Source organism: Cypionkella aquatica (assembly GCF_030161095.1).
GTDB classification, from domain to species: domain Bacteria; phylum Pseudomonadota; class Alphaproteobacteria; order Rhodobacterales; family Rhodobacteraceae; genus Cypionkella; species Cypionkella aquatica.
Map to the genome: position 1 here is coordinate 127,542 of NZ_BSPP01000011.1, position 19,823 is coordinate 147,364.

General features: G+C 60.6%; 18 protein-coding genes. 10 read left to right on the forward strand and 8 right to left on the reverse strand.

All coding sequences use genetic code 11. The features are described 5' to 3' along the window. Nucleotide 1 precedes the first annotated feature (1 nt). From QQJ98_RS15970 to dhaL, 7 genes are all read left to right on the forward strand, one after another. Entirely contained in the window at nt 2–1,123 is a 1,122-nt protein-coding gene (locus tag QQJ98_RS15970) for an iron-containing alcohol dehydrogenase (RefSeq protein ID WP_284326358.1), read from the forward strand. Beyond that, nucleotides 1,120–2,067, forward strand: coding sequence for a sugar-binding transcriptional regulator (locus QQJ98_RS15975; RefSeq protein WP_284326359.1), 948 nt, complete (start codon nt 1,120–1,122; stop codon nt 2,065–2,067). The genes QQJ98_RS15970 and QQJ98_RS15975 overlap by 4 nt, the downstream gene beginning before the upstream one ends. A gap of 284 nt (nt 2,068–2,351) precedes the next feature. Further along, the gene (locus QQJ98_RS15980) at nt 2,352–3,155 is read left to right on the forward strand and encodes a DeoR/GlpR family DNA-binding transcription regulator (RefSeq protein WP_284326360.1); all 804 of its coding nucleotides are present in this window, start codon (nt 2,352–2,354) and stop codon (nt 3,153–3,155) included. Beyond that, complete coding sequence (locus QQJ98_RS15985) at nt 3,152–3,907, forward strand: triose-phosphate isomerase (RefSeq protein WP_284326361.1); 756 nt, start codon at nt 3,152–3,154, stop codon at nt 3,905–3,907. Before QQJ98_RS15980 ends, QQJ98_RS15985 begins: the two co-directional genes overlap by 4 nt. A gap of 11 nt (nt 3,908–3,918) precedes the next feature. Continuing rightward, entirely contained in the window at nt 3,919–4,368 is a 450-nt protein-coding gene (gene derI, locus QQJ98_RS15990) for a D-erythrulose-4-phosphate isomerase (protein WP_284326362.1), read from the forward strand. Between the two features lie 109 nt (nt 4,369–4,477). Next, complete coding sequence (locus tag QQJ98_RS15995) at nt 4,478–5,476, forward strand: dihydroxyacetone kinase subunit DhaK (RefSeq protein WP_284326363.1); 999 nt, start codon at nt 4,478–4,480, stop codon at nt 5,474–5,476. Nucleotides 5,477–5,479: 3 nt separating this feature from the next. Beyond that, nucleotides 5,480–6,079, forward strand: coding sequence for a dihydroxyacetone kinase subunit DhaL (dhaL, locus tag QQJ98_RS16000; protein ID WP_284326364.1), 600 nt, complete (start codon nt 5,480–5,482; stop codon nt 6,077–6,079). Between the two features lie 120 nt (nt 6,080–6,199). On the opposite strand, the gene nanR is transcribed toward dhaL, so the two are convergent. Genes nanR through QQJ98_RS16015 form a run of 3 tightly spaced genes read right to left on the reverse strand, consistent with a single transcriptional unit; the run spans nt 6,200 to nt 9,589 of the window. Then, on the reverse strand, nt 6,200–6,904 hold the full coding sequence (nanR, locus tag QQJ98_RS16005; protein WP_284326365.1) for a transcriptional regulator NanR: 705 nt from the start codon (nt 6,902–6,904) through the stop codon (nt 6,200–6,202). A gap of 31 nt (nt 6,905–6,935) precedes the next feature. Continuing rightward, entirely contained in the window at nt 6,936–8,573 is a 1,638-nt protein-coding gene (locus QQJ98_RS16010) for a D-apionate lactonase family protein (protein WP_284326366.1), read from the reverse strand. Beyond that, entirely contained in the window at nt 8,570–9,589 is a 1,020-nt protein-coding gene (locus QQJ98_RS16015) for a Gfo/Idh/MocA family protein (protein ID WP_284326367.1), read from the reverse strand. The genes QQJ98_RS16010 and QQJ98_RS16015 overlap by 4 nt, the downstream gene beginning before the upstream one ends. A 100-nt stretch (nt 9,590–9,689) precedes the next feature. Between QQJ98_RS16015 and oiaX the strand changes: the two genes are divergently transcribed. Then, entirely contained in the window at nt 9,690–10,937 is a 1,248-nt protein-coding gene (oiaX, locus tag QQJ98_RS16020) for a 3-oxo-isoapionate-4-phosphate decarboxylase OiaX (protein WP_284326368.1), read from the forward strand. 69 nt (nt 10,938–11,006) lie between these two features. Here the strand turns inward: oiaX and QQJ98_RS16025 are convergent, their stop codons facing one another. Further along, nucleotides 11,007–11,834, reverse strand: coding sequence for a phosphogluconate dehydrogenase C-terminal domain-containing protein (locus tag QQJ98_RS16025; RefSeq protein WP_284326369.1), 828 nt, complete (start codon nt 11,832–11,834; stop codon nt 11,007–11,009). A 74-nt stretch (nt 11,835–11,908) separates the two neighbouring features. On the opposite strand from QQJ98_RS16025, the gene QQJ98_RS16030 reads away from it, so the two are divergent. Both QQJ98_RS16030 and QQJ98_RS16035 read left to right on the forward strand, forming a co-directional pair. Then, complete coding sequence (locus tag QQJ98_RS16030; RefSeq protein ID WP_284326370.1) at nt 11,909–13,282, forward strand: four-carbon acid sugar kinase family protein; 1,374 nt, start codon at nt 11,909–11,911, stop codon at nt 13,280–13,282. A gap of 64 nt (nt 13,283–13,346) precedes the next feature. After that, a complete protein-coding gene (locus tag QQJ98_RS16035; protein ID WP_284326371.1) occupies nt 13,347–14,495 on the forward strand; it encodes a fumarylacetoacetate hydrolase family protein in 1,149 nt (382 codons plus the stop codon). 87 nt (nt 14,496–14,582) lie between these two features. On the opposite strand, the gene QQJ98_RS16040 is transcribed toward QQJ98_RS16035, so the two are convergent. The 4 genes from QQJ98_RS16040 to araD1 all read right to left on the reverse strand — a co-directional run bounded on the left by QQJ98_RS16040 (nt 14,583) and on the right by araD1 (nt 19,815). Beyond that, on the reverse strand, nt 14,583–16,088 hold the full coding sequence (locus tag QQJ98_RS16040) for an aldehyde dehydrogenase (NADP(+)) (RefSeq protein ID WP_284326372.1): 1,506 nt from the start codon (nt 16,086–16,088) through the stop codon (nt 14,583–14,585). A 73-nt stretch (nt 16,089–16,161) separates the two neighbouring features. Next, nucleotides 16,162–17,073 (reverse strand): Gfo/Idh/MocA family protein, encoded by a 912-nt coding sequence (locus tag QQJ98_RS16045; RefSeq protein ID WP_284326373.1) that lies wholly within the window; start codon nt 17,071–17,073, stop codon nt 16,162–16,164. After that, nucleotides 17,073–18,815 (reverse strand): L-arabinonate dehydratase, encoded by a 1,743-nt coding sequence (gene araD / locus QQJ98_RS16050; RefSeq protein WP_284326374.1) that lies wholly within the window; start codon nt 18,813–18,815, stop codon nt 17,073–17,075. Before araD ends, QQJ98_RS16045 begins: the two co-directional genes overlap by 1 nt. Nucleotides 18,816–18,822: 7 nt before the next feature. After that, the gene (araD1, locus tag QQJ98_RS16055) at nt 18,823–19,815 is read right to left on the reverse strand and encodes an AraD1 family protein (RefSeq protein WP_284326375.1); all 993 of its coding nucleotides are present in this window, start codon (nt 19,813–19,815) and stop codon (nt 18,823–18,825) included. Nucleotides 19,816–19,823 lie beyond the last annotated feature (8 nt).

Sequence of the window (19,823 nt, forward strand, 5' to 3'; positions counted from 1 at the left end):
CATGTCTTCATTCGCCTTCCTGACTGCCACGGAAATCCTGTTCGGGCGCGGCCAAGCAGCGCAATCGGCGGTGCGGGCCAAGGCTATGGGGACGCAGCTTTTCCTGCTGCATGGCACTCCGACCCGCGCCGATTGGCTCGCCGAGGCGCTGGCCGGGCAGGGCTGCAGCGTCACCCGCTTTGTCGTGAATGGCGAGCCTGACGTGGCGATGATCGAGGCCGCAACCAGCGCCGCCAAGGGCACGCAAGTTGTCATGGCGCTTGGTGGTGGTGCGGTGATTGATGCGGGCAAAGCGGTGGCTGCGATGATCCCGGCCACGCGTCCCCTGATGGATCATCTTGAAGTCATTGGCAAATCTTTGCCGCTGGATCACCCGCCGCTGCCATTCATTGCGATCCCCACCACCGCCGGCACTGGCGCTGAAGTCACCCGCAATGCGGTGATCGGCTCGCCTGCGCATCAGCGCAAAGTTAGCTTGCGCGACAAGCGGATGCTGCCCGCGCTGGCGATCATTGATCCAAGCCTGACCGATCATACACCAAAACACATCACCCTCGCCTCGGGCCTTGATGCCATCACGCAAGTGATCGAGCCCTATATCTGCACCCGCGCCAACCGTCTGACCGATGCGCTGTGCCGCGACGCGATCCCGCAGGGGTTGCGCGCATTGCGGCAGTTGATGCAGGCTGAAAACCCGCGAGCACGCGATGACATGGCATGGGTCAGCCTGTGCGGCGGGTTGGCTTTGGCCAATGCGGGGTTGGGGGTGATCCATGGTTTGGCCGGACCGTTGGGCGGCTTGATCGCGGCACCGCATGGTGCGATTTGCGGCACGCTGTTGCCGCATGGTCTTGCGATCAACGCCTCCCGCGCCGATGACCCTGCGCGGATCAATCAAGTGATTGGTTGGATCGCAGAAGCCTTTGAAACAAAACCGGAAAGCGCCCTGAATAACTTGGTGAAATGGTCGCGTGAACACGGTCTGCCCACGCTTGCGCAGATGGGATTCACGCCACAGCATTTGCGCCAAGCCGCCGAGGCCGCCGCGGCCTCTTCCTCAATGCAGGCCAATCCAGTGCGGTTGTCGGTGCAGGATCTGGCGATTTTGATGGCCACGGCATGAGCCGCGCCGTGGATCCAGAGCAATCGCTGGCGATCCGCGCGGCTTGGCTGCATTACATCGGCGGCTTGACGCAGGCGGCGGTGGCGAAACGGCTGGGCGTCACCTCGGTCAAGGCGCACCGTCTGATCGCGCGGGCGGTGGCGGATGGTGCTGTAAAGGTTTGCATTGACGGCGATATTGTCGAATGTGTCGCACTGGAGGCCCAGCTTGCTGCCCGTTACGGCCTGAATTTTTGCGAAGTCTCGCCAGATCTGGACGAGATCGGCCTGCCGATCCGCAGTTTGGGCATGGCAGGCGCGGGGTTTCTGCGCCGCCAGATAGAGCTGGGCCACGCCCCGGTGATCGGTCTGGGGCATGGCCGCACTTTGGCCGCGATGGTGCTGCATCTGCCGCGCCTTGATGCGCCAGATTTGAAATTTGTCTCGCTTCTGGGCGGGCTTACACGGAATTACTCTGCCAATCCGCATGATGTGATGCACCGCATTGCCGAGAAAACCGGCGCGCGCGCCTATGTGATGCCGGTGCCGTTTTTCGCCAACACTGCCGAGGATCGCGAGGTGCTTTTGGCTCAACGCGGCGTTGGCGAAGTGTTTGCGATGGCACAAGCCGCGAAACTAAAGCTGGTCGGTATCGGCACGGTTGAGGCGGATGCGCAACTGGTGGCCTCGGGGATGATAGAGCCTAAGGAAATCAAGGCGATACAATCAGCGGGCGGCATGGGAGAGTTGCTAGGCCATTTCTTTGACGCCAAAGGTCGTGTCCTGCAAACGCAGTTAACCGCGCGGACTTTGGCGGTCAGCTTTGCTGATACGGACGATCATATTTTCGCCGTCGCCGGGGGGCCGGATAAGGTTCAGGCGATCCGGGCGGTTCTGTCCAGCGGCAGGCTCAGCGGTCTGATCACGGACGAGGCAACCGCGCGGGCGCTGCTTGCCGAGAAATGAGGCCGGGCTGGCCCACCACGGTTAGCCCGGCCTATCGCGCGAAAGGATCATCTGGCCGCTGGCCGCCCGATCCTTGGCGAATCTAAGAATGTCGGTTTTGGTCAAGTATAGAGCGACCAAGCCTTTGATAACATGAGGGCAATATAAGCCCGATTTCTGCGCGGAACTGACGCTGCGGGCAGAACTTTTGCCTTTATGCTTGCGCTAAAACCTAAACGGCGATCAAAAATATAACAAGTAACAATAACAAAATCACATAAATAACTTTTCAATGAGCAGTCCGAATGTTAGAAGCGATCAAGGCAGGGGGGAATCTGGTGAAGCGCGAAGATCGCAAACAGGCGATTATGGATCTGCTGGTGGAACAGCATATGGTCGATCTTGATGATCTGGCCGAGCGGTTTGCCGTGTCTAAAATGACCATTCACCGCGATCTTGATGATCTGGAAGCCGAGGGGCTTTTGCGGAAAATTCGCGGTGGTGCGACGATTGACGCAGGCACACAGTTTGAATCCGACTTCCGCTTTCGCGCTCGGCAAGAGGGCAGTGCCAAGGCCCGCATGGCGCGTGCAGCGCTTGATTTGGTCGAGCCGGGCATGACTTTGATGATCAATGATGGCTCGATGGCAGCCGTTCTGGGTGCGCTGCTTCCTGAAAAGCGTCCGCTGACGGTGATCAGCAACAATGCCGCGGTGATTGATGCATTGCGGGCAGAACATGGGATCACCCTGATCGCGCTCGGCGGGGTTTATTCCTATAAGTTCAATGGCTTCTTTGGGGTTGTCACCGAAGAAAGCCTTGCCCGCCTGCGCGCCGACATAGCCTTCATTTCCGCGCCAGCCGTGCAGGGCTCCCGCGCGTTTCACATGGATGACAACGTCGTGCGTGCCAAACGCGCGATGATCGCCGCCGCCGCCAAGACCTGCCTTTTGGTCAATCATCAGCGCTTTGGCCGCCAAGCCTTGCACGTTCTGGCCGAGCTTGCCGATTTTGACATCATCATCACCGACGCCCCGCCCGAGCCCGAAGCCCGCGCCGCTTTGGATCGTGCCGAGCTTCACCTTTGCATCGCAGGAGACACCGCATGAGCAAACACGTCTGGGTCGGCACCAGCTTTAAAATGAACAAAACCTTGGCCGAGGCGCTTGCCTTTGCGCAGGCTTTGCCGCAGCAGGCCGATCCGCGCATCCAGCGTTTTGTGATCCCGCCGTTTACCGCGGTGCGCGAGGTCAAATCGGCGCTGGCGCACAGCTCTGTGAAGGTCGGCGCGCAGAACATGCACTGGGCGGATGACGGCGCTTGGACGGGCGAAATCTCTGCGCCAATGCTGAAAGATTGCAACCTTGATATCGTCGAGCTTGGCCATTCCGAACGCCGCGAGTTCTTCAACGAAACCGATGAAACCGTTGGCCTAAAGGTCGAGGCCGCTGTGCGTCACGGCCTTATCCCATTGATTTGCATAGGTGAAACCTTAGCGCAACGCGAAGCGGGCAAAGCCACGGAAACCCTTGCAGCACAGGTTGCAGGCGCGCTTGGCAAACTTGCGCCTTCGCAAAAATCCGCACAAATCCTGCTGGCCTACGAGCCGGTCTGGGCCATTGGAGCGAATGGGATCCCTGCCACCTCTGACTATGCTGATGCCCGTCAAGCCGAGATTGTCGCCACCGCCGAACGTCTGCTTGGCCGCCGCATCCCCTGCCTTTACGGCGGCTCGGTCAACCCCGGCAACGCTGCCGAACTTATCGCCTGCCCGCATATCGACGGGCTGTTCATTGGCCGCTCGGCCTGGAATGTCGCGGGTTATCTCGACATCCTCGCCCGCGTCGCCGCAACTTTGTGAAAGGAAATCCAATGAAACTTGCAATCGCTGGTGACAGCGCGGGCGAAGGCCTTGCTAAATTCCTCGCTGAACATCTGAAGGGCGCGCATGATGTCGCCGAGATTTCGCGTACCGAGGCCGGGCCGGATGCGTTCTACGCCAATCTGTCCGACCGCGTGGCGAATGACGTGCTGGCAGGCAAATACGACCGCGCCATTCTGGTCTGCGGCACTGGCATAGGTGTGTGCATTGCCGCCAACAAAGTGCCGGGCATCCGCGCAGCGCTGACCCATGACACCTATTCCGCCGAACGTGCGGCTTTGTCGAACAACGCGCAAATCATCACCATGGGCGCGCGGGTGATCGGGTCAGAGTTGGCGAAAGCCATCGCCGACGCTTTTCTGGCGCAAAACTTCGATGAAAATGGCCGCTCGGCCACCAATGTCGATGCAATCAACGCTTTGGATCAGAAATACTCGTAACCTCGCGGCTGCGCTCTCAACCGCGAGGCTGAACAAGCCCGGTCTCCTCCTCGGCCGGGCTTGTTTCCATTCCAAGCCCAAGGCATCTTTGCCGAAACCGGAGGCACCTATGGCACCCACGCAAAAGCTGATCAACGACGGCAACCACACGGTGGATGAAATGCTGGCGGGGGTTCTAGCCGCCCACCCGAACCATCTGGCACTTGCCGCCCCCCGCGCCGTGATCGCCAAAAGCGGGCCGCGTCCGGGTAAAGTGGCACTGATCATTGGTGGTGGATCGGGGCATGAGCCTACGTTTTTAGGCTTTGTTGGCAAAGGCTTGGCCGATGGTTGTGCAGTGGGCAATGTCTTTGCCTCGCCGCCGCCGCAGCCGGTGGTGGATGCAGCGCTTGCGACGCACGGCGGGGCAGGGGTGTTGTTGATGTATGGCAATTACGCCGGTGATGTGATGAATTTCGACATGGCGGCCGAGCTGTTGCAAATGGACAACGTCGAAGCCCGCACCGTGCTGACAACCGACGACATCGCCTCTTCGCCAAACCCTGCCAAACGTCGCGGCGTTGCGGGCAATGTTTTTATCTTCAAAGCCGCGGGCGCTGCCGCCGATCTGATGCTGCCGCTGGACGAGGTAGAGCGCATCGCGCGCCACGCGAACGCCCGCACCTACACGATGGGCGTGGCACTTTCCGCCTGTTCCCTGCCACAAACCCGCCGCCTTAACTTCGATTTACCGGCAGGCGAGATGGAAATCGGCATGGGCATCCACGGTGAACCCGGCATCCGGCGCGGTCCGTTAAAGCCCGCCGATGCGGTGGTGGATGAAATGATGGATGCGATCTTGGCCGAAATGGCCGCCCCCGCTGGTGCATCGGTTGCGGTGCTGGTGAACTCGCTCGGCTCCACCCCGTTGATGGAGCTTTACATCCTTTACGCCCGCGTCGCCGAACGCCTCAAGCTGGCTGGCCTCGGCATCCACAGCAGCCTTGTCGGCCCCTATTGCACCTCGATGGAGATGGCAGGTGCGTCGATTACCGTGATGCATCTGGATGATGAGCTTGCGAAAATGCTGGATCATCCCTGCGACTGCGCCATGTTCAGGGTGGGCTAAGCGATGGATTTCACAACGCAAAACTGCACCGATCTGTTCGCCGCCCTCGCTGCCCGCATGGCAGCCGAGCGGGATGCCCTCTGCGCGCTGGATGGTCTGATTGGGGACGCCGACCATGGCATTGCGATGGCGCAAGGCATGTCCGCCGCAGCCCTCGCCGTCGAAAATCTCGCGACGCTGCAAGATCAGTTCAACGCCGCAGCCAAGGCTTTTCTGAACGCCGTTGGCGCATCCTCCGGCCCGCTTTATGCCACTGCTTTGATGCGCGCCGCCAAAGCTGCAGGCCCCCGCGCCGCAATGCCGCGCGCCGAGACCCCCAGCCTGATCACCGCAATGGCCGAAGGCATCGCGCATCGTGGTAAAGCCGCGCCGGGGCAAAAAACCATGATCGACGCGTGGCATCCTGCATCCGAGGCCGCCAAATCCGGCGCTTCATGGCCCGAAATTCTGCAAGCCGCGCAGACCGGAGCCGATGCCACCGCACAGATGCAGGCCAGCTTGGGCCGCGCCGCAACCCTTGGCGCGCGCAGTTTGGGTCACAAAGACCCAGGCGCGGTTTCGGCCAGCATGATAATCGCAGAATTTGCCCGCGCCTTGGGCTGAACCGCTAAAATTTGCCTAAAATTGTCATCCTCTCTGTCTAAATATCCCCGCCGGAGGCTCCTTCGACCCATGTAGATGCCTCCGGCGGGGATATTTAGACAGAGAGGATGACCAAAGACCTTACCCGTGATGCCCGATTACATCCGCAGAGCGCGCAATATGCGCCTGCATCGCGCTCACAGCACCGGCACCATCCTTTGCCGCGATCCGCTCTAGAATTCGTGCGTGTTCCAGCAAAGTAACTTCTTCTTTGCCCGACCAGTGCAGCAATGCTGCGTGATATTGGAACAGCCATTTCAGCATGGCTTCCGACACTGCCAGCATGATCGGATTGCCAGTCATCGCGGCAATCCGGGTGTGAAAGGCCATATCGGCGGCGATAAAGGCGCGTGGATTGCCAAGACAGCGGCGTTGTTCGTCCAGAATATCCGACAGGGCCACCACATCGGCCTCGATGGATTTTTCGGCGGCGATGCGCACCATGCCTGCCTCAAACATCCGCCGCGCTTCTTTCAGATGCGCCAATGCCTCGGGTTCCGCCGACAGCAGCAGTTGTGCTACCGCATCGACCTGCCCCAAAACTGCGCCTGCATTCAAAGGCTTAACCCGGCTACGCTCGCCATGGGCAATGGTGATCAGCCCCATCGTATGCATCTGCTGCAAAGCCTCGCGCACCGCAGGGCGACCCACGCCAAAGCGTTCCATCAGGGCGCGCTCCGAGGGCACAATCGCCCCTGCGCCAAGCTCTCCTGTCAGGATCATCGCACGCAGACGCTCAAACACCTGATCGGAAAGCTTTTGCCGGGTGATCTTTTCCGTAACCATCACGCCCTCACTCTTGGCTGCAACGCCAAAGTCACCCATACGTCACCGGTCCATATGTTGCTAGATTAGCGCGCAGTTCGGTGTTCTGAAAGCTTAAACGTGCGAATTTGCTCGGTGTAAGCGCTGCGGTGACGGCTTGGCCGGCCTGTGCCGCCAATTCACGCAACACGGCGGCGACAGGGTAGGGGTTGCCTTCAACGTCCATCACCCCGCGTGGGCCATAAAGCCCGGCGGGTGTCCATACTTGCACGCCTGATCCCACCAAAGCCGCCGCCAATCCGACAGCATAGGCCGCGCCGAAATCACTGCGATGGCGGGGGTCGTCGTCAGTCATGCAGACCCGACCCTGATCGGGGTTTGGAGTCGTGCGCGCGCCATAAGGATTTTGCCGCATCGCAATCGTGCTTGGCCCAAGCCGATAGGGCGTGTCGTCGATGATCGCGCGGGCCGAGGCGGTGATCTGCGGCACCGCTTCCAAAGTCTGCATCACCGCACCATCGCCCGCATCATGCACAATCGGGCAAAGCCCGTGACTGACGAAATCCAGCAGGGCAACGGGGGGGCGCTTGCGGTTCAACTCTGGGAAAAAGCTGACCATGCCACCACCCAAAACCACATCCGGAAACGCCTGCCGCGCGGCGCGGTGAATATCTTCCAATGGTGGGCAATCGGGCCAAGGCGACCCCGGCGGAGTTGATTGCCGGTCCACGGCAGGGCAAACCATAATCGAAGCCACCTTCAAGCCAGAGACCGACAAGTCTTTGGCATAGCATGAAAATTCCAGATCAAGCGGGCCATCGCAGCGCGCAATCAGCTCCAGATCATAGGCGGCATCATACAGGGTCTGCAACGCGGCAAAGGCCTGCAATTCGGCCAGCCCATGCTGAGTCGCGTCGAAATGGCACAACAGCCGTTGCGGTTTCACCACGTTCAGATCGTGCGGGCGCAAGGCTGCACGCAGCGCTTCCTCTGCTGTGATCACAAGCGCAGTTTGCGGAAAATCACCGGTCACCAGCGCGGGCGGTGGGGCATGGCTGTCACGGGTTGCGGCCTGCCAGCTCAGCCGAACGGCTTGCGAAAAGCCGCTATCGGCGGCGATCCGATACGGCCAAGGCAGCGCCAAGGGCCGCACATAGGTCTTGTAACTTGCATCGCCCCATTGCCGCTGATCTTCCATCTCAAACGTATCGCCGTCCATCTGGCAGCGCACTTGCCAGCCGCCCAAACCATGCGTCAGCGCCCGCAGGTTTTGAAACGGCTGCCACGGCGCGATCAACAGCGGGAATTCTGCTTCGCGGACCACGCCGTCACAATGTTCAACTGTCACCGGTTGCCCCGCGACACCGATGATCGGATGGAGCACGGTAAAGCCAGCCCGATTGGTCTCAAACGCACCAATCGCCCGCGCATCTGCGGTAAATGTCAGCCCATCCGCAAAGTCGATCCGCATCGAAACCAGCAGACTGGCCCCTTGGTTGGCGTACCTCGCTTGAAAGGAAATATATTCAGAATCAATATGTTCTTCGCTGATAACGGGGCTCAGAGTCCCCCAATCGCGATCGCGCACCAGATAAGCTATGGCGCGGATGATCTCGACCCCATCCAGACTGATCTGGCGCAGCGCGCCCGAGTCATAGTCAAAACTCAACGCCCCCGCAGTAATTTTCATAGCGTTGCCAGATCGACCGTTCGTGCTTCGGCGGCGGAGAGATACGCCGCCTCGACCAGCGCCAGCGTCTGCAAATTGTCCCGACCCGAGGTTTCAGGCGCCGCCCCCGCAGCGATACATTCCAGAAAATGCCGCTGAATGATCAATACGCTTTCCTGAATATTGTGCCAGGGTCGGCTGGCCCAAGCCAACAGCGGCGGCGACAGATCTTCCACGCACCCCTGCATCACCAATTGATACCCTGCATCCAGCCGCAAACTGCCCAAAGTGCCGTCAATTTCAATCAAACTTTCCGGGAAAGTTTCCGGGATCCGCTTGGTCGCATAAGAACAATCCACCACCGAGGTCGCGCCCGAACGATGCGTCAGCAGCATTGTCGCGACATCCTCGCCATTGATCGACGGATTGATCCGCCGCGTTGTGGCCGCCGTCCGTATCACATCCCCGAACAAAGCCCGTGCAATATCAAGGGTATGGATGCCAAGATCCTCGATGATAAACCGCTTGCCCTCGGCCAGATAGGGTTGCCCCGAAAACACATCGAAGCCAGAACGAAAGCTGACCCGGCCAAAAAACACCTCGCCCAGTGTGCCTGCACGCACAATCTCGATTACCCGCCGCACGGCTGATTGCCAGCGAAAATTCTCATGCACCATCAATGTCTTACCTGCGGCCTCGACCGCAGCCACCATCGCCCGCGCATCCGTCATGTTGGCGGCGAACGGCTTTTGGCAGATCACATGCACGCCCGCTTGCGCCGCCATCTCGACCAAAGGCCGGTGCGAGGCAACGGTGGTTGCGATGTCGACGAAATCCAGACGCTCCGCTACGAACATCTCGGCTGCATCGGCATAGGTGCGCACAATGCCAAACCGCGACGCCGTTTCGGCCAGCCGCACCGGATCCCGGTCGCAAAGCGCAACAATTTGCGCGCCGGGCAGCGCCGCCCAAGCGTGCAGCTGGTTTTGCGCAAAAAATCCGCAGCCAATCACTGCACCGTTCAGAGGTTTGCTCACACCAAGGCTCCTTATCTTCCGCCAAATCTTGCCACGCGAGACGCTTGAATTCAACAGGTATGATGAGTATGCAAGAGACACAGTTAGGAAAGGCAGCCATATGTCCGAAGATATGATCCGCGTCACTTACCGACTGGAAACTCCAGGCGATCCGGCGGCACTGGCTGCGAAAATTGCTTCTGATCAATCGACGGGAACCTTCACCGTTTTGCCCGGGGAAACTGCCGAGGTCAAAGCCCGCTGCGCCGCACGCGTGCTGTCGGTCACGACCCTGGCCGATACCGAAACACCGTCTTTCCCCACCGAAGGCAACCGGTTTCACCGCGCCGATGTGGTGATTGGCTACCCGCTAGAAGCCGTTGGCACCGACATTGCCGCCTTGATGACGATCACCGTTGGCGGGGTTTATTCGGTGCGCGGGCTGTCTGGCGTGCGCGTGATGGACTTTGATTTGCCGCCCGCTTTTGCCCGCCATCCCGGCCCGCAATTTGGTATCGACGGCTCGCGTGCGTTAACCAATGTCTATGGCCGCCCGATCATCGGCTCTATCATCAAGCCCGCTTTGGGGTTGGCTCCGGCGGATACGGCGGTGATGGTGAAAGAGCTGTGCGAGGCCGGCGTGGACTTTATCAAAGATGATGAAAAACTGATGAGTCCCGGTTATTCGCCCTTGGCGGATCGCATCAACGCCGTGATGCCGGTGATCGACGCGCATGAGCAAAACACGGGCAAGCGGGTGATGTATGCTTGGGGAATTTCATCCGCCGACCCAGATCAGATGATGGAAAACCATGATCTTGTCGTCCGCGCTGGTGGCAACGCGGGAGTGATCAACATAAACTCGATCGGTTACGGCGGCATGACGTTTTTGCGCAAGCGGTCACAGCTTTGCCTGCACGCCCACCGCAATGGTTGGGACATTCTGACCCGGCATACGGGCCTAGGGATGGAGTTCGCAGCCTATGGTAAAATCTGGCGGCTTCTGGGGGTAGATCAGTTTCAAATCAATGGTATAGCTGCGAAGTATTGGGAGCCTGACGACAGTTTCGTACGTTCGTTCCAGAGTTGTGCAACACCGATTTTCTCGCTCAAAGACCGCCCTTTGCCGGTCGTCGGATCTGGTCAATGGGGCGGTCAGGCGGTGGAAACCTACGCTAGAACCGGCCAAACCACCGATCTGATGTATCTTGGCGGCGGCGGCATTCACGGCCATCCGGGTGGTGCTGCCAGTGGCGTTGCGGCCATTCGCCAAGCATGGGAGGCTGCGGTTCAAGGTGTGTCTTTGGTCGATTATGCTAAAGATCACAAAGCATTAGCGCAAGCATTGCAGAAATTTGGTGGCAAGTAAGCATCGCTTGCCACAGCACAGAAAAACGCCCTCCGAAACCAATCGGGGGGCGTTTTTACATAAGGTTCTTCAGGTAATCCGCTGAATAGACGCGGTAATTTCGTCCCACTCAAACACGCGCTTCCAATCATCCTTCATCAGTACCGGTTTGCCGAACTCGATCGCCTTGTTGCAAGCGTCCGAAAATACCCCCGGCTGTTCGTCAAAGATCACCGCAGCCAGGATATTCATATGGCCCAACAGGAAATCCCGCGCCGCTGCTTGCGGCACACCGCGTGCCACACATTCGTCCATCGCCTCGCGCATCACCACCAAAAGCGACGCCACAACGGTCTCGGACAAGCCCGGCTCAAGCATCGCCATCTGCTCAACCGTCACGCGATGCGAGCGCACAACTGGGGCAAAAATCGCCTGCGCGACGGCTTCGCCAACCGCGTAATGCTCTTCCGGCCCCTGCATCAAAGCGTTAACGACGCCCTGTTTTGCAGCCACGCCGCCGAAGAAATCGCGCTTTGCTTCCGGGTCAGTCTCATCGTTGAAAATCGGCGGATGACAGGGGTGGGTGACGAAATACGTGATGTCGGCGCGCGGTGGCAGGTGGCCCGCGAAGGGGGCGGCGGCATCCAGACAGATCACAATTGTCCCGGGGGCCACCATCGGCACCACCATCTGCGCGACCTTGCCAATCGCGGTATCCGGTACCGCCAGCACCACCACATCAGCGCCCTGCACAGCCGCCGCAGGGGCGACACAGTCCGCGCCGACCGCCTCTTTCAGCCGCGCCTGACCGGCTTCCGACACCTCCACATGGGCGACCGTGTAATCGGTTTTCGCCAGATTGCGCGACAGCCGCACGCCCATCTTCCCGCCCGCTCCAAACAGCGCAATCTTCGTCATGATGTCTCTCCTAAAGGCTCTTGCTCAACTGGTATGATAAGATAATATGACAACGTCAAGTCGAAGGAAGCACAATGCCGCGCACTGCGCCTGAAACCCTGCCGAAAGGCCTGCTGATGACGTGGTATGGCGACGATTTCACCGGATCCGCTGCGGTGATGGAGGCGTTAACCTTCGTGGGTCTGCCGTCTGTGCTGTTTTTCGACACACCAACGCGGGCGCAAATCGCCCGCTTTCCTGACATGCGCGGTTTGGGAATCGCCTCGACAGCCCGCAGTCATAGCCCGGCGTGGATGGCTGCGCATATGCCCGCGCCTTTGGCCTATCTTGCCACGCTGAACGCGCCGTTTTTGCACTATAAGATCTGCTCAACCCTCGATTCAGCCCCCGAGGTCGGCAACATCGGCACCGCCATCGACCTCGCCTTGGTGGCCTGCCCGTCGCAAGGCGTTCCGGTGTTGACCGCAGCGCCCCGGATGCGGCGATATCAAGCCTTCGGGCATCTGTTTGCGGGCACGCCGCAGGGGGTGTTTCGGCTGGATCGCCACCCGGTGATGGCACAACACCCGGTCACCCCGATGGCGGAATCTGACGTTTTGCGCCACCTTGCCGCGCAGTCTAGCCTTCCGTCCGCGCTGATAGATATCGAGGCTTTGGCAAGCCCAGATGGCGGTCAATCCGCGCTGAACAGCGCGCTGCAAACGGCGAAACTGCTTGGCTTCGATACGTTGAACGCAGAAAATGATGCTGCTGTTGGTCAACTACTTTGGCACAATCGCGATAAACTACGGCTTTTGGTGGGGTCGCAGGGCGTTGAATATGCACTTATCGAACATTGGCAAAGAAACGGGCTTATTCCTGTCGTACCTGCCGCCGTCTCGGTTGGGGCGGTGCCGCAGATCATCGCGGTGTCGGGCTCCGTCTCGCCGATCACCGCAGCACAGATTGCTTGGTCGGCGGAACATGGCTTTGGGCTGGTGCGTCTGGACGCTTCGACACTGCTGCACAGCCCGGCAGCCGCCGAGGCCGACGCCACTGCCAAAGCCCTGAACCTGATCGCCCAAGGTCAAAGCCCGCTGATCCTGACCGCCGCTGGCCCGGATGATCCTGCCGTCGCGGGCTTCCGTGCGGCCCTTGCGCATAGCGACATCAGCGCCGAGACCGCCAATCAGCGCATCGGCGAAAGCCTTGGCCGCGTTCTGGATGCCAGCCTGCGCGCCTCGCGCATCCGCCGCGCGGTGATCTCGGGCGGCGATACATCCGGCCACGGCGCGCGCCAGTTGGACCTGTTCGCGCTGACCGCCCTTGCCCCGACCATCCCGGGGGCAGCACTTTTTCAAGCGCATGGAAATGGTGTGCATGACGGGCTGCAACTGGCGTTGAAGGGTGGCCAAATGGGCAGCGCGGATTACTTCGGCTGGATCAGGGCGGGCGGCGGAGTGCGCTGAAGCCAGCGCTCGACAGCGCCGCGAAAATTGCTCAATCTGGCGGTGGATTTGCAAAGGAAACCCGATGTCCGACAGCACGCTGCGCCTTCCTGATGGTCTTTGGCTGGGCCGCGTTTGGCGTGCGGGCATTGGCCCCAGCCTTGTGACCCTGCGCGCAGGCATGCTTTACGACATCACGACCCGCAAAGCCCCGACCCTGCGCGATGCGTTGGAACTCTCTGATATTGCAGACCATATTGCCGCCACCTCAGGCGAAGCAATCGGCACCTTGGCAGAAATCGCCGCCGCTTCAATGCAAGCCGGGCCAGATCAGACCCGCCTGCTTGCGCCCAATGATCTTCAAGCTGTCAAGGCCTGCGGCGTGACCTTTGCGCGCTCGATGGTCGAGCGGGTGATCGAAGAACGTGCCGCCGGGAACCCGGATCGCGCCGCTGAAATTCGCGGCAGGGTGGCGGATGTGATCGGCAATTCCCTGCGCGATCTGATCCCCGGCTCTGCGCAGGCTGCCGAGGTTAAAGCCTTGCTGCAAAGGGAAAATTTATGGAGCCAATATCTTGAAGTTGGCATCGGCCCGGATGCCGAGGTGTTCACCAAAGCGCAACCGATGTCGGCCGTGGGCTACGGCGCTGCGGTTGGCCTGCACCCGATCAGCCGCTGGAACAACCCCGAGCCTGAGGTGGTTCTGGCGGTCAATGCCAAGGGCCAGATTGTCGGCGCAACTTTGGGAAATGATGTGAACCTGCGCGATGTCGAAGGCCGCTCGGCACTGCTGCTTGGCAAAGCGAAAGACAACAATGCGGCGGCTAGCATCGGCCCACTTGTGCGGATTTTCGATGACAATTTCACTTTGGACACGGTGCGCCACCTCGATCTGACCCTGACTGTCACCGGCACAGACGGATTTGCGCTGCAAGGCGCGTCGTCGATGCGCGAGATCAGCCGTGACCCTGCCGATCTGGTGGCGCAAACCTGCGGGCGGCATCACCAATATCCCGACGGTTTCATGCTGTATTGCGGCACGATGTTCTCACCGGTGCAAGACCGCGATGGCCCGGGGCAGGGCTTCACCCATCACATCGGTGATGTGGTGACGATCGCGGCGCCCGAGCTTGGTCAGCTGCAAAACACCGTCCAGCTGTCCACCGAGGCCCCGGAATGGAACTTCGGCATTGCCGCCCTGATGCGCAATCTTGCCGGGCGTAACTTTCTGTAAATCATTAAAATTTAAATCTTATTTTTCATCTGTTCCTAAATATCCTCAGGGGTCCGGGGGGCGGGCCCCCCGGCTTGCGCCATCAGTCTAGACCAAATCAGCTGGAAACAATTCCGCAGGCAGATTCTGGAACGCCACCGGACGCAACCAGCGCCGGATTGACAACGTGCCAACGCTCGTCGCGCCAAAGTTGGTCGAAGCCGGATAAGGCCCGCCATGCACCTGTGCATCGACAACCTCGACGCCGGTCGGGAAACCGTTGGCCAGCACCCGGCCCGCCTTGCGCTCCAACACCGGCAGCAACGCCCGGGCCTGCGGATAATCGCCCGGATCAATCTGCAAAGTGCAGGTCAACTGGCCCTGCAATGCGTTTGCCACCGCCTGCATTTCAGCAAAATCCGCGACCCGCACCACAAGCCCCAAAGGCCCGAACACTTCTTCGCCCAAAGCATGATTGGCGAGCCAATCCGCGCCCGATACCTCAAACAGATAGGGCGTGGCCTGGCGCATGTCGCAAACCGAGGTCAGCAGTTCTTGCACGCCTGTTGCCGCCGCCACCCGATCACGGCCCGCGCGGTAAGCCTGCGCAATACCATCGGTCAGCATGGTTTGCGGTCCAACTTTAGCAAGACCTGCCTTGGCCGCGTCGATAAACGCCTGCGTCTCGGCCCCGTCGATCACCACCGCGATGCCGGGATTGGTGCAGAACTGCCCCGCCCCCATAGTCAGCGACCCGGCCCAACCTGCGGCCAGCGCGTCACCGCGCGCCGCGACTGCGGCGGGCAGCAGGAACATCGGGTTGACCGAGCCGAGTTCGCCAAAGAACGGGATCGGCTCGGGACGGCGCGCGCAGAGGTCAAACAATGCCCGACCGCCACCCAAAGACCCGGTGAAGCCCACCGCCTTGATCAGCGGATGCTGCACCAAAGCCTCACCCACGTCGCGGTTGCCACCTTGCACCAAGGAAAACACACCGGGGTGCAGACCCAAGGCTTTGATCGCCGCATCAATGGCTTGCGCAACAATCTCGCCCGTGCCCGGATGCGCCGAATGGCCTTTGACAACGACAGGGCAGCCTGCGGCCAAAGCGCTGGCGGTATCGCCGCCCGCTGTTGAAAACGCCAAAGGAAAGTTAGACGCCCCAAACACCGCAACGGGGCCGACGGGCACCTGTATCATGCGGATCTCGGGGCGCGGCGCGGGCGCGCGATCCGGCTGGGCCGCGTCAAAACGGCGGTCGAGATACTCGCCCTTGCGGATATGATTGGCGAACAGCCGCAACTGCCCGGTGGTGCGGCCCCGCTCACCTTCCAGACGGGCGGCGGGCAGGCCGGTTTCCGAGGTGCCAATCGCGGTGATCTCCGGCCCCCGCGCGTCGATTTCCTCGGCGATCTTGTCCAGAAACGCGGCGCGCGCGTCACGGCTGAGAGCGGAATAGCTGGGATAAGCCGCTTCCGCGCCTTGCACCGCTGCATCGACCTGCGCCGGGGTGCCGACTGCAAAAGCCAACGCCGCACCCGTGGCAGGTGAGGACATGAACGTCGCGTCGCCGGCGACCCAAGTGCCCGCGATAAGGTGTTTGCCTGTTAGCATGATGGTCTCCTTGATCGAAGGCTGAGGGTTTCACACCCCCAGACCCCCGTGGGATATTTAAGCCAATGTGAAATTAGAAGTCGAAAGCCTCGGTTTCAATGCGTCGGCCCAAAGTCAACGCGTCGGCCACATGCACCATCGGCGCGAGATCAACCTCGGACGCTCCTCGCGCCACCAGTTCGGCCATGCGCGCGTAAAGCGCCGGGTATTCGCCCATGATGGTGTTTTCGCCGCCTGCGGGTTTACCGTTGATTTCCAGCACGTTGCCGCCCATCCGCAGCGCCATCGGGCCGTGGTCGGTTTCAACCTCGATGTCCCATGTCTGCGGCCCGGTCTGCCGCCAATCGAAATCGGCGGTGACATTGCCCGAGAACGTCAGCTTGGCCCCGATCGGCGTCTGGCGGTTCGACGGAAATTCAAGGCTGGCGGCGGTCAGATGCACCGGAGCGGGCAGGATTTCGGTCAGGATCGACAGGGCGTTGATGCCGGGATCAAACACGCCCATCCCACCCGGTTCAAACACCCAATCCTGCCCCGGATGCCATTTGCGCACATCCTCGCGCCAAGTGATATGGGCTTTGAGGATGCGCTTATCCGCCAGCCAAGCCTTCGCCGGAGCCACCGCAAGCGCCATCCGGCTGTGCCAAGTGGTATACAGCGTCAGGCCTTTTGCAGCGGCCAAGGCCTGCAGGGCATGAACCTCGGCCAAGGTCGCGCCGGGTGGCTTCTCCAACATCACATGCCGACCCGCCAGCAAAGCCGCTTCGGCATAGTCGAACCGAGGCACTGGCGGCAGGCACAAGGACACCACCGACACATCAGGACGTGCGCTCAGAAACGCCGCGAAATCGTCGAACGCCTCGACGCCTTCGACTGATCCCTTCCGCGACACCGTTGCGGCCAATTCCCAATCGGGGGAATTGGCAATCGCCGGAACATGCTGATCAATGGCGATCTTGCCGATGCCAACCAGAGCAACTTTCATCAATGCGAATCCTTGCCCACCGCATTGCCGCGCGCGCCTTTCAGGAAATCAAGGTCAGCCCCGGTATCTGCGCCCTCGACATGGCGCTGGTGCAGCCAGCCGTAGCCGCTTTCATACAAAGGATGGATCGGCTTCCACGCGGCCAAACGGGCCGCAAGGTCTTCATCCGAAATATCCAGATGCAGGCGGCGGTTCGGCACGTCCAACTCGATCATATCGCCGTTCTGCACCACCGCCAGCGGCCCCCCGGCAGCGGCTTCGGGCGAGGTGTGCAACACGACCGTGCCATAGGCGGTGCCCGACATCCGGGCGTCGGAAATCCGCACCATATCGGTGATGCCTTTGCGCAAAATCTTCGGTGGCAGACCCATATTGCCGACCTCTGCCATGCCCGGATACCCCTTTGGCCCGCAGTTTTTCAAGACCATCACGCAGGTCTCGTCGATGTCGAGATCCTCGTCGTTGATCTTGGCCTTGTAGTCGTCGATATCCTCAAACACCACGGCGCGACCGCGATGGGTCAGCAGGGCAGCAGTTGCCGCCGAGGGTTTCAGTACCGCACCCTTGGGGGCCAGATTGCCCTTCACCACCACCACGCCGCCGGATTTGGCCAGCGCTTTGTCGGCAGGCAGGATCACGTCGTCATTGTGGTTGACGACATCCTTGACCTGATCCCAAGCAGACTCGCCCGAAACCGTCAGGGCATCTTTATGCAGCAGCCCAGCTTCGCCCAGCCGCTTGATCACGACGGGCAGGCCGCCTGCATAGAAGAATTCCTCCATCAGGTATTTGCCCGACGGCATCAGGTTCACAATCGTCGGCACGTCGCGCCCGCAACGGTCCCAGTCTTCCAGCGTCAGATCCACCCCAACCCGGCCCGCAATCGCCAGCAGGTGGATCACCGCGTTGGTAGAACCACCAATCGCAGCATTGGTGCGAATGGCGTTTTCAAATGCTTCTTTCTTCATCACGTCAGACGGCTTCAGATCATCCTTGACCATCTGCACAATCCGCCGACCCGTCAGTTGCGCCATCACACGACGCCGCGAATCCACCGCCGGAATAGCCGCATTGCCCGACAAAGCCATACCCAAAGCTTCCGCCATGCTTGCCATGGTCGATGCGGTGCCCATCGTATTGCACGAACCAGGCGAGCGGCTCATCGACGCTTCCGCATCGACAAACTCTTCGCGCGTCATCGTGCCAGCCTTCACCGCCTCGGAAAACTTCCAGAGGTGAGTCCCCGACCCGACCCGCTCATTCTTGTAATAGCCGTTCAGCATCGGCCCGCCCGTCACCACGATCGACGGAATATCCGTGCTGGCTGCCGCCATCAAAAGGCTTGGCGTGGTTTTGTCGCAGCCCACCATCAGCACGCAGCCATCCATCGGCTGGCCGCGCATCGCTTCTTCCACCGCCATCGCCGCAAGGTTACGGAACATCATCGCAGTGGGACGGAACGCGCTTTCCGAAGCCGAAAACACCGGAACCTCAACCGGAAAACCGCCCGCCTCATAGATGCCGTGCTTCACCCGCTCGGCCAGATCACGCAGATGGGCGTTGCAGGGGGTCAGTTCCGACCAAGTGTTCAGGATGCCAATGACGGGCCGCCCATCGAACAGATCCGGCGGGAAGCCTTGGTTTTTCATCCAGCCGCGGTGATAGATATTGTCCTTCGACGTGCCGCCAAACCATGTTTGCGAGCGTAATTTGCGGGGCCATGCGGCAGGTTTGAAGGTCATCATATCCTCAGAGTTGCTTGACAGTCACCGCACCCGGCAGGGCAGGGGCAACGGCCAAAGTATTGCGCAGCGGCAGACCAAAGGCGTCCACCTGAATTTCAAACGTATCGCCGGGCAGCACAGCCAGCCCATCGGCGAAACTCAAGGTCGCGGTGCCAAACATATGCACATGCAGATCGCCGGGTTGGCGGAACAGGGCATATTTGAAGTGGTGATGCTCGAGGTTCGCAAAGGTATGCGACATGTTGGCCTCTCCCGACAGGAACGGCTTGTCGAAAATCGCTTTGCCATCGCGCCAGATCCGGCTCGCCCCGCGCACATCCAAAGGCAGATCTCCCACCAGCAGTTCCGGCCCAAAAGAGGCCTCGCGCAGTTTGGAATGGGCGAGGAACAGGTAGTTGATCCGCTCGGTCACATGGTCGGAAAACTCATTCGCCAAGGCCCAGCCGACGCGGGCAGGGGTGCCATCGGTGTCGATCAGGTAAATCCCGGCGAGTTCAGGTTCTTCGCCGCCATCCAGCGCGAACCCCGGCGAAGTCAGCGCCGCACCCGGCGCCACCGCCGTATAGCCGTTGCCCTTGTAGAACCACTCGGGCTGCACGCCGACTTGCCCCGCAGCCGGGCGACCATCCGCCAGACCCATCTGGAACATCTTCATGCTGTCGGTCAAAACCGCCGCCTCACCCAGCTTGGCGTGCATCGCGTCCCGCGTCGCAGCCGAGCCAAGATGCGTCAGGCCAGTGCCGGTCAAGTGCATATGGGTCAGATCCGGGTGAGTGATCGGCAAAGCCAGCCGACCCGCAGCAGCCAAAGCCACCAGATCCACCGCATCGCCCAAGCCCCGCGCCGCGATCACTTCCGCCAGACCACGGCCCTGCGCCAAAGCTTCCATAGCCAGCGCATAGGTGCTGACAGCCCCGCGCACCACAGCCGCCTCAGAGCCTTCCCGCGCCACGACGCTGATCGACCCATCCACATTCAAAATCTGAGACAACAGCATGATATTTC

Bases quoted from the DNA above. Each gene is read 5' to 3' on its own strand.
- QQJ98_RS15970 (WP_284326358.1), top strand. From the start codon at position 2: ATGTCTTCATTCGCCTTCCTGACTGCCACGGAAATCCTGTTCGGGCGC.
- QQJ98_RS15975 (WP_284326359.1), top strand. From the start codon at position 1,120: ATGAGCCGCGCCGTGGATCCAGAGCAATCGCTGGCGATCCGCGCGGCT.
- QQJ98_RS15980 (WP_284326360.1), top strand. From the start codon at position 2,352: ATGTTAGAAGCGATCAAGGCAGGGGGGAATCTGGTGAAGCGCGAAGAT.
- QQJ98_RS15985 (WP_284326361.1), top strand. From the start codon at position 3,152: ATGAGCAAACACGTCTGGGTCGGCACCAGCTTTAAAATGAACAAAACC.
- derI (WP_284326362.1), top strand. From the start codon at position 3,919: ATGAAACTTGCAATCGCTGGTGACAGCGCGGGCGAAGGCCTTGCTAAA.
- QQJ98_RS15995 (WP_284326363.1), top strand. From the start codon at position 4,478: ATGGCACCCACGCAAAAGCTGATCAACGACGGCAACCACACGGTGGAT.
- dhaL (WP_284326364.1), top strand. From the start codon at position 5,480: ATGGATTTCACAACGCAAAACTGCACCGATCTGTTCGCCGCCCTCGCT.
- nanR (WP_284326365.1), bottom strand. From the start codon at position 6,904: ATGGTTACGGAAAAGATCACCCGGCAAAAGCTTTCCGATCAGGTGTTT.
- QQJ98_RS16010 (WP_284326366.1), bottom strand. From the start codon at position 8,573: ATGAAAATTACTGCGGGGGCGTTGAGTTTTGACTATGACTCGGGCGCG.
- oiaX (WP_284326368.1), top strand. From the start codon at position 9,690: ATGTCCGAAGATATGATCCGCGTCACTTACCGACTGGAAACTCCAGGC.
- QQJ98_RS16025 (WP_284326369.1), bottom strand. From the start codon at position 11,834: ATGACGAAGATTGCGCTGTTTGGAGCGGGCGGGAAGATGGGCGTGCGG.
- QQJ98_RS16030 (WP_284326370.1), top strand. From the start codon at position 11,909: ATGCCGCGCACTGCGCCTGAAACCCTGCCGAAAGGCCTGCTGATGACG.
- QQJ98_RS16035 (WP_284326371.1), top strand. From the start codon at position 13,347: ATGTCCGACAGCACGCTGCGCCTTCCTGATGGTCTTTGGCTGGGCCGC.
- QQJ98_RS16040 (WP_284326372.1), bottom strand. From the start codon at position 16,088: ATGCTAACAGGCAAACACCTTATCGCGGGCACTTGGGTCGCCGGCGAC.
- QQJ98_RS16045 (WP_284326373.1), bottom strand. From the start codon at position 17,073: ATGAAAGTTGCTCTGGTTGGCATCGGCAAGATCGCCATTGATCAGCAT.
- araD (WP_284326374.1), bottom strand. From the start codon at position 18,815: ATGACCTTCAAACCTGCCGCATGGCCCCGCAAATTACGCTCGCAAACA.
- araD1 (WP_284326375.1), bottom strand. From the start codon at position 19,815: ATGCTGTTGTCTCAGATTTTGAATGTGGATGGGTCGATCAGCGTCGTG.